The organism is Corallococcus sp. CA047B, assembly GCF_003612065.1.
Classification (GTDB): Bacteria; Myxococcota; Myxococcia; order Myxococcales; family Myxococcaceae; genus Corallococcus; species Corallococcus praedator.
On sequence record NZ_RAWD01000083.1, the window covers coordinates 15,139 to 30,198 of the forward strand.

General features: G+C 68.7%; 12 protein-coding genes and 1 pseudogene. 4 read left to right on the forward strand and 9 right to left on the reverse strand.

Going from position 1 to position 15,060, the window contains the following annotated elements; genetic code table 11:
• Positions 1–170 precede the first annotated feature (170 nt).
• The 6 genes from D7X74_RS15490 to D7X74_RS15515 all read right to left on the reverse strand — a co-directional run bounded on the left by D7X74_RS15490 (position 171) and on the right by D7X74_RS15515 (position 8,320).
• Positions 171–1,688 carry a long-chain fatty acid--CoA ligase gene (locus D7X74_RS15490; protein ID WP_120533735.1) on the reverse strand — a complete coding sequence of 506 codons (1,518 nt, stop codon included), beginning with the start codon at positions 1,686–1,688 and terminating at the stop codon, positions 171–173.
• Positions 1,689–1,755: 67 nt separating this feature from the next.
• Entirely contained in the window at positions 1,756–3,744 is a 1,989-nt protein-coding gene (locus tag D7X74_RS15495) for a triacylglycerol lipase (protein WP_120533736.1), read from the reverse strand.
• 134 nt (positions 3,745–3,878) lie between these two features.
• Complete coding sequence (locus tag D7X74_RS15500; protein ID WP_120533737.1) at positions 3,879–4,934, reverse strand: alpha/beta hydrolase; 1,056 nt, start codon at positions 4,932–4,934, stop codon at positions 3,879–3,881.
• A gap of 45 nt (positions 4,935–4,979) precedes the next feature.
• Positions 4,980–6,536, reverse strand: a complete 1,557-nt coding sequence (locus D7X74_RS15505) for an AMP-binding protein (RefSeq protein ID WP_120533738.1) — start codon at positions 6,534–6,536, stop codon at positions 4,980–4,982.
• 35 nt (positions 6,537–6,571) lie between these two features.
• Positions 6,572–7,567 carry a 3-oxoacyl-ACP synthase III family protein gene (locus tag D7X74_RS15510; protein WP_120533739.1) on the reverse strand — a complete coding sequence of 332 codons (996 nt, stop codon included), beginning with the start codon at positions 7,565–7,567 and terminating at the stop codon, positions 6,572–6,574.
• 9 nt (positions 7,568–7,576) lie between these two features.
• Positions 7,577–8,320 (reverse strand): TetR/AcrR family transcriptional regulator, encoded by a 744-nt coding sequence (locus D7X74_RS15515; protein ID WP_120533740.1) that lies wholly within the window; start codon positions 8,318–8,320, stop codon positions 7,577–7,579.
• A 278-nt stretch (positions 8,321–8,598) separates the two neighbouring features.
• Here D7X74_RS15515 and D7X74_RS15520 point away from each other — a divergent pair, with 278 nt between their 5' ends.
• The 3 genes from D7X74_RS15520 to D7X74_RS15530 all read left to right on the forward strand — a co-directional run bounded on the left by D7X74_RS15520 (position 8,599) and on the right by D7X74_RS15530 (position 11,208).
• Positions 8,599–9,069: an Lrp/AsnC family transcriptional regulator gene (locus D7X74_RS15520; RefSeq protein WP_120533741.1), complete on the forward strand. Its 471-nt coding sequence runs from the start codon at positions 8,599–8,601 to the stop codon at positions 9,067–9,069.
• 2 nt (positions 9,070–9,071) lie between these two features.
• Positions 9,072–10,289 carry a PLP-dependent aminotransferase family protein gene (locus D7X74_RS15525; protein ID WP_120533748.1) on the forward strand — a complete coding sequence of 406 codons (1,218 nt, stop codon included), beginning with the start codon at positions 9,072–9,074 and terminating at the stop codon, positions 10,287–10,289.
• 172 nt (positions 10,290–10,461) lie between these two features.
• Complete coding sequence (locus tag D7X74_RS15530) at positions 10,462–11,208, forward strand: SDR family oxidoreductase (RefSeq protein ID WP_120533742.1); 747 nt, start codon at positions 10,462–10,464, stop codon at positions 11,206–11,208.
• Between the two features lie 133 nt (positions 11,209–11,341).
• Here D7X74_RS15530 and D7X74_RS15535 read toward each other — a convergent pair.
• A pseudogene (locus tag D7X74_RS15535) lies at positions 11,342–11,650 on the reverse strand (winged helix-turn-helix transcriptional regulator); the annotation flags it as partial.
• Positions 11,651–11,816: 166 nt separating this feature from the next.
• On the opposite strand from D7X74_RS15535, the gene D7X74_RS15540 reads away from it, so the two are divergent.
• On the forward strand, positions 11,817–12,419 hold the full coding sequence (locus tag D7X74_RS15540) for a malonic semialdehyde reductase (RefSeq protein WP_120533749.1): 603 nt from the start codon (positions 11,817–11,819) through the stop codon (positions 12,417–12,419).
• A gap of 316 nt (positions 12,420–12,735) precedes the next feature.
• On the opposite strand, the gene D7X74_RS15545 is transcribed toward D7X74_RS15540, so the two are convergent.
• On the reverse strand, positions 12,736–13,206 hold the full coding sequence (locus D7X74_RS15545; RefSeq protein WP_120533744.1) for a hypothetical protein: 471 nt from the start codon (positions 13,204–13,206) through the stop codon (positions 12,736–12,738).
• A gap of 60 nt (positions 13,207–13,266) precedes the next feature.
• The gene (locus D7X74_RS15550) at positions 13,267–14,688 is read right to left on the reverse strand and encodes a S8 family serine peptidase (protein ID WP_120533745.1); all 1,422 of its coding nucleotides are present in this window, start codon (positions 14,686–14,688) and stop codon (positions 13,267–13,269) included.
• Positions 14,689–15,060 lie beyond the last annotated feature (372 nt).

A 15,060-nucleotide genomic window follows, 5' to 3' on the forward strand; every position in this document is an offset into this window, starting at 1 on the left:
GAGCCCCACCGTCCGCCTCCAGCACGCACACCCAACCTGACACCCCCATATTTCCTGGGGGCTTCCGCTTCATGACCAAATATTACGGACGCATGTCCGGCCGGACATACAGGGGGCCCCCGGAAGCGCCATCCCGCGCCTCCGGGAGGACGGTCGTCACGGACGGAAATTCAGTCCAGACCGTGCGACAGGCCGAGCGCCCGCCGGTCCACCTTGCCCGCCGGCGTACGAGGCAGGGCGGTGAGGAGGCGCAGCGTGCGGGGCAGCTTGTAACGGGCGAGGCGGCCCTCACAGAAGGCCTGGAGCGCTGGGAGCGTGGGGGCGGTGCCGGGCCGGGGGACGATGAGGGCGCGAGGGACCTCCCCCCACTTCGGGTCGGGCACGCCGATGACGGCGACCTCCGCGACGTCGGGATGGCCGGCGAGGACGCTCTCCACCTCCGAGGGGTGGATGTTCTCCCCGCCGGAGATGATCAGGTCCTTGCGCCGGCCCTCGATGCGGAAGAAGCCCGCCGCGTCACGCGAGGCCAGGTCGCCGGTGTGGAGCCAGCCCTCCACGAAGGCCCGAGCGGTCTCCTCCGGGTTGCGCCAGTAGCCCGCGCACAGGTGGGGGCCGCGCAGCAGCAGTTCGCCCACGTCGCCGGGGCGCTGCTCGCCGTCGATGCGCGCTTCGACATGGAACAGGGGGACGCCGACGAAGCCGGGGTGGGAGCGCACGGCGTGGGCAGGGAGGAAGAAGTTGTTGGGTCCCGCTTCGGTGAGGCCGTAGCCGGTGCGGAAGAAGAGGTAGCGGGAGAAGAAGCGCTCGAAGACGGGGGCGGGACAGGGGGCGCCGCCGCTGATCAGCAGCTTGAGGCGGGAGAAGTCCACCGCGTCGAAGCGAGGGTGGCGCTGCATCTCGATGAACATGGTGGGCACGCCGAAGACGACGCTGACGGAGCCCGAGTGGATGAGATCGAAGGCCTGCTCCACGTCGAAGCCCCGGCACACGACGGAAGCCCCGCCCACGTACACCAGGGGCAGCGTGAAGACGTTGAGGCCGCCGGTGTGGAACAGGGGCGCGTTGAGCAGCGCCACATCGTCCTGGGTGAGGCCCCAGCTCACGACGGTGTTCGCGGCGTTCGCGGTGAGCGAGCCATGGGTGAGCACGGCGGACTTCGGCAGGCCGGTGCTGCCCCCGGTGGAGCACAGCACCCACGGCGAGTCGGGCTCCACGTCGATGACGGGCAGCGCACGGGACGCAGGCAGGTCGTCGCGTGAAGCGAAGGAGCGCTCACCGGGGAGCGGATCCGCCAGGGGCATCCAGTGAAGGACCTGGGGCAGCAAGGGACGCAGCGCGTCCACCTGCGAGCGGAACTCCGGCCCGAAGAAGACGGCCTGGGGTTCAACGTCCGCGAGCAGCCCTCGCAGCTCCGTCACGCCCAGGCGCCAGTTGAGGGGCTGAAGGGCCGCGCCCAGCTTCGCGCAGGCGAACAGCAGGTCCAGCGTCTCCACGCCGTTGTACGCCAGCACGGAGACCCGGCTCCCAGGCGTCACACCCAGGTCGAGCAGCAGCAGCGCCGTCCGGTGCGCCGCCGCGTTCCACTCGCGCCACGAGATGCGGCGTCCGCCACGAAGCGAGTCGATGAGCGCCACGCGCTCCGGGGCGAGCGACGCCCGCCGGGCCAGCCAGTCATGAACGATGGGCATGGAGCAGACCCGGCATGAAGAAGCACGGGCGCGAAACGTGCGCCCGTGCTCCGGTGGCTACGTCACATCAATCCCGCGAAACGAAGTGCGCGGAGATCTTGTTCCACACGGCCGGCGTGATGCCCATGCTCAGGTGGTCGTACGCCATGCCCTCCTGCTTCGCGTCCGCGGTCTTCTTCGCCGCGGTCCAGCCCTGGGTGAGCTGGGTCATCGCCGCGATGCTCGCCTCGAACAGCACGCCGTCGCCGCGCGGCGCGGACGTCGTGGACGTCATGCCGTCCGTCTCATAGGGCTGCGCGCCGGCCGCCGTGCCGTAGAGCACGTAGAGCGACGGCAGGCGCGTATCCAGGCCGTGCTCCGCCAGCCGGGTGATGAACTTGCCGCCCATCTCCATCGCCGTGGCGATGCCCAGGCCCTGCATGATGCGGTACTTCGCGTAGTTGGAGATGTTGTAGCCCTCCGCGTTCTGGTTCGTGTTGTACGCGTGGTACGCGAAGCACGGCGAACCGGCGGGGTCATATGCGGTGGTGCGGCACACGCGGTGGTCCGTCGCGTCCATGTAGCCCGCGGCGATGAACGGGTTCAACGGGTTGTAGATGAGCTTCGAATCCAGCCACGGGAAGTAGCGGTTCTCGTTCGGATCCACGCTGTCCCACGACGACGCGCTGCGGTCCGGAATCGGGTACGTGCCGCGCAGGTCGTACGCCGCCTGGAGCTGGCCCGGGTACGCCGTGACGTACTTGCCGCTGTCGTTCACCGCGCCGAACAGGCTCATGTTGTATTCGTCGAAGTTGAACGCGCTCGCGGACAGGCCCTGGGTGGTGTTCAGCGACTGGAGCGTGCTCGCGGACACCGGCGCGCCCGTGCTGCTCAGGCCCGTGATGTTCGACAGGTAGATGCGGCGGAAGAAGTCCGGCCACATGCCGCCGGAGCCCTCGCACACGCTCTCCGCATACGGGTTGTTGTACCAGGGCACGTCCGAACCCCAGGTCACGCACTGGAACGCGGAGAAGTACGTCCACGGCATCGGCCCACGGCCCACCGGCGCGTTCGCCGACGTGCTCGCGATGGTCAGCGTGTGGATGGGGTGGCGGAAGTTCAGATCGATGCCCTTGTGCGGCCCGGACAGCGGCACGTACACGCGCACGGAGTCGTCATACGCCGGCACCTGCGACGCCTGCTCCTTCGCCAGCCGCTCGAAGAGCCGCGTGGTGCTGAAGCCGCCCCACGTCGCCGCGTTGGCCATCCACGGATCCACCGCCAGCACGCCCTTGCTCCACGCGACGACGTCCACCCGCGCCACGCCCGGGTGCAGCGCCTTGATGCGCTTGACCGCGTTGGCCACGTGGATGGCGTGGTTGTAGTTGTCGCCGTGGAACGAGCCGAACGTCACCGCGTACACACAGCGGCCCTTCGACTCCAGGTCCTGCACCAGGCCCGTCTTCTGGGCCGCGTTGCCGTACGAACCGCCCGAACCGTTGTTGCCGTTGGGGAACATCCAGACGTTCGCGTCCTGGATGGCGCCGTGCACCAGCAGCGTCGGCGTCAGGTTCACGTTGCAGGTGCGCGCCGCCGTGGCCCGGCCCTTGTGGAGCAGCACATAGCGCGCCGCCGGCTTGGTGGGCCCGACCGCGGGACAGGTGCTCCCCGCCGTCGTGGCACAGCTGTTCGAGTAGGCGAGGTTGAAGCCGTCCACCAGCTGCTGGTTGAGCGAACCGAAGTACGTCGCCAGCGGGTAGTCGCTGGACTGGTACGTGTCCTGGTAGCGCAGCTTCTGGGTGCGCGGGTTGTAGTACTCGCTGCGGAAGCGCTGGCGTCCCTCCAGCAGCTCAATCTGCCCCCACGACCACGCGGGCGGCGTCAGCGTGCCCACCACGGTGTAGCTGTTGGTCGGCGTGGTGACCGCGTCGAAGTAGGGCGCGAGGTCCGCGTCCAGCGGAGCCTCCGCCGTGCCGACGGCCTCCTCCACCGGAGGCGCCTCCGACGCAGGGGGTTCTGCCCCGCAACCTGCCATCAGCAATGCGGCCGTGAGCGACAACGTCCAGGTGCTTCGCATGCGGACCTCCGGGTGGGTGAAGAGGGTGCGGCGACAGCAGACGTGCGACAGGGAAACCCCGGTGCGCGGGCGCGCCAAGGGCCACCGGGGTCGTCCCGGAAGGCCCTCCGCGCCTCACCGCGCGTCAGGAATGACTAGCGGGCGTGCTCCCGCAGGAAGGGCGTGAGCAGGGCTTCGAACTCCTGCGTCTTCTCCAGGTGCGGGCTGTGGCCCGTGTCGTGGAGGACGACCTCGCGGAAGCGGCCACCGTTCTTCGCGTAGCGCTCCATCACGCCGCGCATCTGCGACACCATGGGCTGCGGCGGGTACTTCTCCTCCCCGGGCCAGCCGGGCACCGCGCCCAGCTTGCCCAGGAAGCCGAAGTCGAACAGTGACGTGTCGGAAACGATGGCGTCGTCCGCGCCGCGGATCCACAGCACGTCCGGCCCGTTCTTCAACGCCGCGAAGGACGACGTGTTGTAGTAGCGCGGCGCCATGGCGTTGTTCATGCCCGTGGTGCCCGGCGCCACGCCCGGCCAGTTGTCGGACTTGGTGAAGTTGCCCGGGTACAGCTCGTCCGACACGTGCGTGTTCAGCACCGAGTCCAGGAGCATCTCCTCGTCCGGGTGGCGGAACGGGGGCTTCACGTAGCAGCCGTTCATCACGTTGCGGGGCGACGTGGGCGTCTCCGTGGAGCGGTCCTTCGACTTCAGCCGCTGCACGAAGTCCGGGTTGGCCGTGCCACCGCCGGAGCCCGCGAAGTCCGCCCAGCACGGCGTGCCGTCCGCGTCCTTCGTGCCGCCAAAGCCATAGGGCGACAGGGGCGCTTCCACCACGATGCCCGCCACGCGCCCCGGATGGTCCAGGGACAGCTGCATCACCATGCCCGCGCCGGCCGAGTGCGCCACGAACACCGCGCGCTTGAGCGACAGCGCGTCCATCAGCGCCAGCAGGTCATCGCTGAAGTCGCGCATGCCGCGCGTCGCGTCGATGGTCTTGGGCTCCGTCTCCCCGTAGCCGCGCATGTCCGGCGCGATGCCCCGGAAGCCCTCGGGCAGCGTCTTCATCAGCGATTCGAAGAACGCGGAGGAGGAACAGTTGCCGTGCACGAAGATGACCGGAAATCCCTCCTCGCCCACCAGCCTCGCGCGCACCACGAGCCGTGCCGTGGGGATGTCCCGCTTCTCGACCTTCCTGGAACTGTCAGCCATGTGCGCCGCTCCTGGTTGAATTGATTGAAGAGAGGATACCGTCCGTCACGAGGCGTCGCGCGCGTCCGCCGCGATGGCCTGCTCGCGCAGCTCCCGCTTGAGGATCTTCCCCGCGGGCGACACCGGCAGCGACTTCACCAGCTCCACGCGCTTGGGCACCTTGAAGCGCGCCAGCCGGCCCTTCAGGTGCTCCAGCAGCGCGTCCGCCGTGGCCGTCGCGTCCGCCTTGAGCACCACGTAGGCGCGGCCCGCCTCGCCCCACTTCGCGTCCGGCACGCCCACCACCGCGCATTGCTGCACCGCGGCGTGCTCGTAGAGCACCGACTCCAGCTCCAGCGGGTACACGTTCTCTCCACCGGAGATGAACATGTCCTTCTTGCGCCCCGCGATGGTGAAGAAGCCTTCGGCATCCACGCGCGCCAGGTCTCCGGTGTGGAACCAGCCGCCCGCGTCGATGGCCTCCTGCGTCGCGGCATCGTCCTCGAAGTAGCCCGAGCACATGGACGGGCCCTTGAGCACCAGCTCGCCCACCCCGCCCACGGGCACGTCCTGGCCCGCGTCATCCACCAGCTTCGCGTCGATGAAGTAGTTGGGCCGGCCGATGGAGCCCGCCTTCGACACCGCGAACTCCGGCCCCATGCTGAAGATGCCGGGTCCGAACTCCGTCATCCCGAAGCCCTGCTTGAAGGGCACCGGGTGCACCGCCTGCCACGCCTGGAGCAGCGGCACCGGCAGGGGCGCCCCACCGCTGGTGACGAAGCGCACGGAGGAGAAGTCCGTCCCGCGCCAGCGCGGTGAGTCCATCAACTGCTGGTACTGCGTAGGCACCGCGAAGAAGAGCGTCACCTTCTCCTTCGCGACCAGCCCCAGCATCTCGTCCGCGTCCCACCGCCGCATCAGCACCACGGTGCCGCCCACGGTGAGCAGCGGCAGCGTGTACACGAGCAGTCCACCGGTGTGGAACAGCGGCGTGTGCGTCACCGTGACGTCGCCTTGCCGGATCTCATGCACCAGCGTGTTGAGCGTGTTCCACGCCACCATCCGGTAGGACACCTTCGCGCCCTTGGACTTCCCGGTGGTGCCGCCGGTGAAGATGAGACAGAGGATGTCCTCCTCGCTCACCGCATCATTCGTGACCGGGGCCGCGGTCACGTGCTCCAGCACCTTCGCGTAGGCGTCCGCCCCCGGAAGCCCCTGCGCATCCAGCGCCACGAGGCGGAGGCCGTCGCCCACGTGCTCACGCACCTGCGCCGCCGCGTCGCGGAAGTCATCCCCGAACAGCAGCACGCGCGGGCGGACGGAGCGCACGCCCTCGGTCAGCTCCGCCGCGTGCAGCCGCCAGTTGTAGGGCACGAAGATGGCGCCCAGCTTCCCGCACGCGAAGAGCAGATCCAGGTGCTCCACGCCGTTGAGCGCGACGATGCCCACGCGGTCGCCGCGCTGCACGCCGGCCACGTTCCGCAGCCAGCCCGCGAGCGCCGTGGCGCGCGCGTTCATCTGCCGGTAGGTGAAGCGGCCCGCGTCCTTGCGGGCCACGTCCACCACGGCCACCGCCTCCGGCCAGTAGAGGGCGCCCCGCCCCATCCAATCCCCGATGAACATGCGCGTACCTCCTGGCTGTGGCTTCGAGGGTGGAACTACGCCGTCCAGCGGTAGAGCGCGGACGCCATGGCCAGGCCGCCGCCGCTGGCGCAGAAGGCCACGAGGTCGCCCTTCTTCACCTTGCCCTGCAGCACCGCGTCGTCGAGCGTCATCGGGATGCAGGCGGAGCCCGTGTAGCCCCACTTGTCCATCGTGTAGTGCGCCTTGGCCATGGGCTGGTTGAGCGCCTTCATGGTGGCTTCGATGGTGCGCAGGTTGAGCTGCGTGAAGACGAACAGCTTCACGTCATCCAGCGTCTGGTCCGCGCGCTTGAGCAGCGTGTCCAGCAGGATGGGCCAGCGCTCGGTGTTGAACGTGGAGGGGAACTTGCGCACGAACTGCACCGCGGGCTTGCCGTCGGTGAGCTTCAGCGTCTCCGCCGTGGCGGGCCGGTTCGTGCCGCCCGTGTAGATGCCCAGCGCGTCGTGGTACTCGCCGTTGGCCAGCAGCTTCGCGCCCAGGAAGCCCGGCTTGTCGGACGCGCCCAGCACCACGGCGCCCGCGCCGTCCGCGAACAGCGTGCAGGTCTTCTTGTCCTTCCAGTTCACGTACCGGGTCATCCCGTAGGCGCCCACCACCAGGATGCGCTGGTAGCTGTCGTCCGCGGAGATCGTCTTCGACGCCACGTCCAGCGCCGTCACCCAGCCCGCGCACGCCGCGTTGATGTCGTAGGTGCCCGCGTTGACCGCGCCCAGCTTCGCCTGCACCACCGACGACGTGCCGGGGCTCAGGTAGTCCGGCGTGTCGCTGGCCACCAGCACCAGGTCCAGGTCCTTGGGGTCCACCTTCGCGCGGGCCAGGGCCTCCTTCGCGGCGGCCACGGCCAGGTCGCTCGTCGCCTGATCATCCGCCATCACGTGGCGCTGCTTGATGCCCACGTTCTGCTGGAGCCACTCGTCCACCTTCTCGCCGAGGATGGCCTCCACGTCGGCGTTGGTGAGCAGCTTCTCGGGGACATAGCGGCCGGTGGACAGGATGTTCGCGTAACGCATGGCGGTGTTTCAGCTCCGGGGGCCGCGCGCCGGACGGCGGGGCCTGGGGGAAGGAGACGAAGGAGACGCAGGAGACTTCGAAGGGGACTTCGCGACGGCCTTGGGGGCCTTGGGGGCCTTGGGCGGCGGGACGGCCTTGAGGACGGGAGCGCCGGAGGGCAGGCCGTGGGTCAGGAGCGTCATCGCCGTGTCGAGCACGCGCTCCAGGCCCATGTCCTCCTCCCAGAGCACCCAGCGCATGCCCAGGAAGTCGCCAATGCCCATCAGGCAGTAGGCGAGCGCCTCCGGATCCATGCGGCGCACCTCGCCGGCGTCCATGGCCTGCGTGAGGCCGCGCACGTAGCCCTTGGCGAAGCGGTCGTAGTAGCGGCGGTAGCAGTCCGCGTCCACGAACTCCGCCTGCCGCACCACGCGGTAGAGGTTGGGGTGCTGGCGCACGAACTGGAAGAAGGCGCGCAGGCCCTCGCGCTCCACCTCCAGCCGAGTGGTGCACGCGACGGTGGACTCCGCGATGAGGCGGCGCAGGCGCGCGCCCAGCTCGTCCACCACCTCCACGAAGATGGACTGCTTGTCCGGGAAGTACACGTAGAAGGTGCCCAGCGCGACGCTGGCCTTGCGCGTGAGGTCCGCGATGGACGCACGCTCGTAGCCCTTGTCCCCGAACACCGCCTCCGCCGCCTTCAACAGCTTCTGCCGCGTCCGCTGGCCACGCGGCGTCACCGGGACTCGTTCTGAAGTTGAAGGGCGATTCATCTTTCAGGACGGGTAGCACCCGCCCGACAACCTTGTCAAAAGCCGTTGGATGGCTCCTTGCGTCAAAGACAGACATGAACGCGGAGCGTCAAAGCCTCGCCGTCCAAGGCCGGAAGGGCGGGCGGGCAGGCGCCAGAACAGGACGCGGGAGGTCGGGAATCCGACCCTTTGTGCCGCCCTACAAGTTTGCACACCAACGGACTTGCAATCCTGAGCGGGGGCATATAACTTCACCGTCGCTCACCCAAACGACCTATAAAAATAAGGTCAGATGCCCCATGGACGCCCTGGATTATCGCATCTTGGACATGCTTCAGCGCGATGGCCGGGCCACCCAGCTGGAGCTGTCACGGGGAGTGAAGTTGTCCCAACCCGCGGTGGCCGAGCGCATCCGCAAGCTGGAGGAGCGCGGGGTCATCACCGGCTACACGGCCCGGGTGGACGCGACGCAGCTGGGCAAGGACATCACCGCCTTCATCGGGGTGAGCATTGAACACCCCAAGCACTTCGAGGGCTTCGCCAAGAAGGTGGCGGAGCTGCCGGACGTGCTGGAGGCACACCGGGTCGCGGGCCAGGACTCGTACGTGTTGAAGGTGAAAACGGACAACACCCGGACGCTGGACGTGCTGCTGGTGGAGACGCTGCGCACCATCCCGGGTGTCACCCGCACGAGCACCACCATCGTCCTGTCGACCTTGAAGGAGGACACGCACGTGCGTGTCCCCGAAGCGAAGTTGAACGGAGAATGAACATGAGCGCGGACGCTATGAGTGCCCCCCTGCCCCCTCCTCCGGCCTACCGGCTGTCCCAGCGCATGTCCCGGATGAAGACGTCCGCGGTGCGGGAGATCCTCAAGATCGCCGAGCGCCCCGACATCCTCTCCTTCGCCGGCGGCCTGCCCGCCCCGGAGCTCTTCCCGCTGGAGGCCATCGCCCGGGCGTTCGAGGAGACGTTCGCCACCGAAGGCCGCGCGGCGCTCCAGTACAGCACCACGGAGGGCTTCGCCCCCTTGCGCGAGTGGATCTGCTCGCACCTGGCCCGCAAGGGTCACCACACCCACGCCGACCAGGTGCTCATCACCAGCGGCTCGCAGCAGGGCCTGGACCTCGTGGGCAAGGTGCTGCTGGACCCCGGCGACCTGGTGGTGGTGGAGGACCCCAGCTACCTGGCGGCGCTCCAGACCTTCGGCGGCTACGAGGTGGACTTCGCCACCGTGCGCAGCGACGACGCGGGCATGGACACGGATGACCTGGCCGCGCTGGTGAAGAAGCGCCAGCCGAAGCTGCTCTACGTCATCCCCAACTTCCAGAACCCCAAGGGCACCACCCTGTCGCTGGAGCGCCGCAAGGCGCTGGTGCGACTGGCGCAGGAGCACCGCTTCCTCATCCTGGAGGACGACCCGTACGGCGAGCTGCGCTTCCGCGGAGAGCACCTGCCGTCGCTCGCGTCGCTGGACGACCAGGGCGTGGTGCTGTCGCTGTCCACCTTCTCCAAGACGCTGGCCCCCGGCCTGCGCCTGGGCTGGGTGACGGGGCCGCGCGCGCTGCTCAAGGCGCTCACCATCGCCAAGCAGGCAACCGACCTGCACACCGCCACGCTCGCCCAGCGCGCCACCGCGCGCCTGCTGTCAACCTTCGACTACGCGGGCCACATCGCCGCGCTGATGCCCGTCTACGCCGAGCGCGCCAACGCCATGCTCGGCGCGCTGGAGCAGCACATGCCCCAGGGCACGAAGTGGACCCGGCCCGACGGCGGCATGTTCCTCTGGGTGGAGCTGCCCGGCGGCCTGGATGCGGCCACGCTGCTGCCCCGCGCCGTCGAACAGAAGGTCGCCTTCGTCCCCGGCGCGCCCTTCTTCGCCACCGTGCAGCAGCCCCAGTTCATGCGCCTGAACTACTCCAACCGTCCGCCCGACCTCATCGCCGAGGGCATGCGCCGGCTGGGCTCCGTCATCTCCGACGCGCTGTAGGAATCAGGCCCGCGCGCGCCCCGAAAGCCCAACGCACCGCGTTGATGGCCGGGGCGCCCGGGGGGCCTGGAAAAAGTTGAAGGTCGATTCAGGTTTCAGCCTCCTCGGCGCTGGAAAGCGCCGGGGCGGTGTGCGTACCCTGCGCGCGTTTTCGACGCTCAAGGAGAGGCACATGCAGCTGAAGGACCTGAAGATCATCGTGACGGGTGGCGCGCAGGGCATGGGCGCGCACTTCGCCCAGCGCATCCACGAAGCGGGCGGCCAGGTGGCCGTGGGCGACGTCAACGAGGAGCGGCTGGCGGAGCTGCCCAAGGGCATCCACCGCCGCAAGCTGGACGTGTCCAACGAGCAGGACGTCATCGACTTCGTGTCGTGGGCCCACGGTGAGATGGGCGGCCTCAATGGCCTCATCAACAACGCGGGCATCCTGCGCGACGCGCTGCTGGTGAAGAAGGACCGCACCACCGGCCAGGTGAAGAAGCTGTCCACCCAGGACTGGAACGCCGTCATCGGCGTCAACCTCACGGGCGCCACGCTGATGGTGCGCGAGGTGGTGACGAAGATGGTGGAGACGGACCAGCGCCCCGGCGTCATCGTCAACATGTCGTCCATCGCCCGGCACGGCAACCGCGGCCAGTCCAACTACGTGTCCGCCAAGGCCGCGCTCGCCGCGAACACCGTCACCTGGTCGCGCGAGTTCGCCCCCTTTGGCATCCGCGTGGGCGCCATCGCCCCGGGCATGATTGAAACGCCCATGACGCAGGGCATGAACCAGAAGGCCCGCGACGCGCTGGTGGCCTCCATCCCGGTGAACCGCATCGGCCTGCCGGAGGACATCTGGGTGGCGGTGAAGTTCGTCATCGAGTGCGACTACTTCAACGGCCGCACCATCGACGTGGACGGCGGCCTCAACTTCTAGGCCCGCCCCACCCTGCTCCGGAAGCTCAGGCCGTCTTGCGCTTCCGGGGCGCGGCCCGCGCGGACTTCGCGTCCCGGCTCGCCGGCTTCGCGGCGGGCTTCACGTCCGGCTTCGGCGCGGGCTTCACGTCCGCCCACTGCTCCGCCCACTGGCCCAGTTCGTGGAAGACCTTCCAGAACGCCTGCCCCTTCTCCGTCAGCCGGTACTCGGAGCGGATGGGCGGGCCGGGGTCCACGTGGCGCTCGATGACGCCCTCGGCCTCCAGCTCCTTGAGCCGCTCCGACAGGACGCGCTCGCTGATGCCGCCAATGCGCTCCGTCAGCTCCCCGAAGCGGCACGGCCCGTCCAGCAGGATGCGCAGGATGATGCCCGTCCACCGGCGGCCCAGCAGCTCGGCCGCCGTCAGGAACCGTTCGCACAGCGGGCGTAGGTCGTCATGCATCGTCGCGCCTCCTGCCTGAGTATAGCGCCCGCCCTCCCCTTCCCGCAGGAACACGCACCGGCATCTACTTACTTTTAGGAAGTTGCTTGCAAAATAAAAGCACCCCCGCTACCCATGGGCCATGGCGGGCGCGGATCGCGTCCGCCTCCGCGAAGGGGACACACCGATGGAAGCGACGAACACCGCCCTGGACGCACGCGCCCTGGCGCAGCTCTTCACCGAGGCCCGCACGCACAGCGGCTGGCAGGACCGGCCGGTGACGGACGACACCCTGCGCCGCATCTACGAGCTGGCGAAGATGGCGCCCACCGCGGCCAACACCCAGCCGGTGCGCCTGGTGTTCGTGAAGAGCCGCGAGGCCAAGGAGCGGCTGAAGCCCGCGCTGGCCGCGGGCAACGTGGACAAGACGATGCAGGCGCCCGTGACGGTCATCGTGGCGCACGACACCGCGTTCCACGAGCAGATGCCCAAGCTGTTCCCCGCGCGCGACATGAAGAGCTACTTCGCTGCGCTGCCGCCTGAAGCACGCGAGTACACCGCCGTCCAGAGCGGCACGCTGCAAGGCGCCTACGTCATCCTCGCCGCCAGGGCACTGGGGCTCGACTGCGGCCCCATGGGCGGCTTCGACAAGGCGAAGACGGACGAGGCCTTCCTGCAGGGCACCGGCTGGAAGTCGAACTTCCTCATCAACCTGGGCTACGGCGACCCGGCGAAGCTCTTCCCCCGCAACCCGCGCCTGTCCTTCGAGGACGCCTGCCGCATTGATTAGTCCGTCCAATTCCAGACGGAAGAACCCAACCAGGGTTCAGTGGCATTCAGCCGCCACAATCCTGAGTTTCTAGGTTAATCAGGAAGAAGCAGCCCCGCCGTCGGTTCCACCGGGACGAACAGGGCGCGGGGCTTCTTCCCAGGCGGATGGAAGCGCTCCCCCAATGCGAGCCGCTTCTCTTTCGCGAGGCGGCTTGGACCGCCGGAGGGCCGCCTTCCGTTACAAGGGAAGCGGGGCTCGCGGTCTGACGGAAGCACGCTGGCCGCGCCCATGGAGGACGCGGGGCTTGTGACTGGAGGCTTGCGGCAGGGACTTTCTAGTACAGCCGTTCGAGCGGCATCATCGTGCCCGCCTCGAACTCCGGCGCGCGGCGCAGCTGGTCCAGCACGCGGGGAGCACAGCGCACGTGCAGCATGGGCAGGGAACCGCCCGGCTCGCTCATCGCGCGCACGGACCCCATGAGCTTGTTGGCCTCCAGCCAGAGCATGAAGCTCTCGCGGAAGCGGGCGCTCTCCGCCTTGCCTGCCTGATAGACCTCCGCGCGCGAACGCACGGGTGCCCGCGCGGCGGCCGCACGACCCCTGGGGGGCACGGCTTCGCGAGGCATCACCGTCACGTCGATGTCGCCACCCTGCTGCGGAACGTCGCGCTCCGGCGCGTAGCCGGAGCCCGGCAGCATGTGCACGGAGCCGCCGCCGCTGCCCGGCAACGGACGCACGGCGGCGACGGAGGACATCCGGGTCGACATGTCACCTGCTTCGCCCGGCACGCCATTCTTCCTGCTCATGGCCAACATCCTCTCCCGGGTCCGGTGCTCACCTGGCACCGGCCCCGGTCAACTACCGCGTCACCTGAAAACAGCCAGGCCCTTCCCCGTCCGGTGATTCGCCGAGCGAGGAAGCTTGATGGCATTGGCCAGGATTAACTCTCTCACTTCCAACGCCGTCAAGTCAGGGGCACGGCAACGATACAGTGCAGCAATACCCGCGACATAAGGCGCCGCCATGCTCGTGCCACTCATTCGTTCATAGAACGCCTGATTATTGCAGCGGCGTTCAGTAGACGAATACACGTTCACCCCGTAGCCCATGACATCAGGCACGACGCGCCGCCCCACGGCGCCGCTGGCCGAGAAAGTGGCCACGGTGCGCTCGAAGTCGACTGCCCCCACAGCCAGTGCTTCAGGAAAGGCCGCTGGGTAACCAACCGTGTTCGGCCCACTGTTACCCGCCGCGACAACTGGCAGCACGTTGCTGTCCAGCAGTCGACGCAACATGGTCTGCAGGGCGCGCTGATTCAGCAGGTAGTCCGCTTCGGAGATTCCGGGCGGCGGCTGCAGCGGGAAGCCCAGCGACAGGTTGACGACGGCGGGACGTGAGGCGTTCTCCGGCGCGCTGAACTGGTGGAGCAGCCACTCCATGCCGGCGGCCACGCGGCCCAGGCTGGTGCGGATGGTCTCCGATTCGATGACGGACGCGGCGTACAGGTCCACCTCCGGCGCGACGCCGTGGTGCACGCCCGCGGCGATGCCGCACACGTGGGTGCCGTGGCCGTCCGGATCGAAGCCGCGCACGTCGCGCGCCGGGTTGTGGGGCGAGTTGGGGAAGAGCGAGACGTAGCGGAACTGGATGGTCTTGCTCGCGTGCTCCGGGTGGTCCGCGTCCACGCCGGTGTCCAGGATGCCCAGCATCACGCCGGCGCCCCGGATGCCCTGGGCGTGCGCCAGGGGGACACCGGATTCGTCGGGCCACTCACGCTGCGCGAGCGAGCTCATGCCGCGGTTGCGCGGTCCCGTCTGTCCGGCCGACACCGGGCCGGGGAAGGACAGGGGCACCACGTCCGGGATGAACTCGAAGTCCTCCGCCAGCTCCCCGCGGGCCGCGTTCTCTGCGTCCACGGAGTAGAAGTGCGCCATGGTGGCGCCGATGAGGGGCATGAAGCGGTAGCTGCCCGCCTCGGAGCCGGTCTGCTCCGTCACGGCCGCGCCCGGCATGGGCACGGTGCTGGAGTCAGCGCCGCGCGTGGGCGCGCTCTTGCGGCCTCCGCGCTTGCGGCCCTTGGGCTCCTGGCCGCTGATGGCCGGCTTCATGCCGGGCAGGGTGGCTGAACGCAGGCCCAGCGCCGAGAGGGCGTCCGGTGCCTTCTGCGCGCCGCTGAAGCGCAACGCGGTGCTGCGAACGAGGACGCGCTCGCCCTGTGCCGTGCCACGTACACCCGGCCGGGCCTGCGTCTCGATGGACTCCTTGGGTACCAAGAGAAAAGACTTCATGGATGGTGTGCTCCTTGGACTACCAATCCGGCCCGGGGCTCCGAAGGGAGGAGAGCACCCGCGTAAGGACCGCGCCCACCTGGGAACCCTGACACGCCCTTCGGGTCCCGTGGGGTTGGCTCCAGGCTGCGCCTGGAAGCCCTGTCATCGTCTGCCCTCCCCTCTCCCCGCTGGCGGGGCCAACCCTGGGATTTGACCCCGCGCCCCTGACAAAAGTTCGCGGGATTTCCTTAATAGACACCTCTTGTCTGGTGTCTCGGTCCTCACTCGGCTTCCTCGAACCTCCGGAAAGGCAACGGATTCCCTCCGCAGGACGAGAGGAGTGCCCGGGGGCGCACAGCCACTCTGTCGACCAGTGGATGTGGGGAAGGG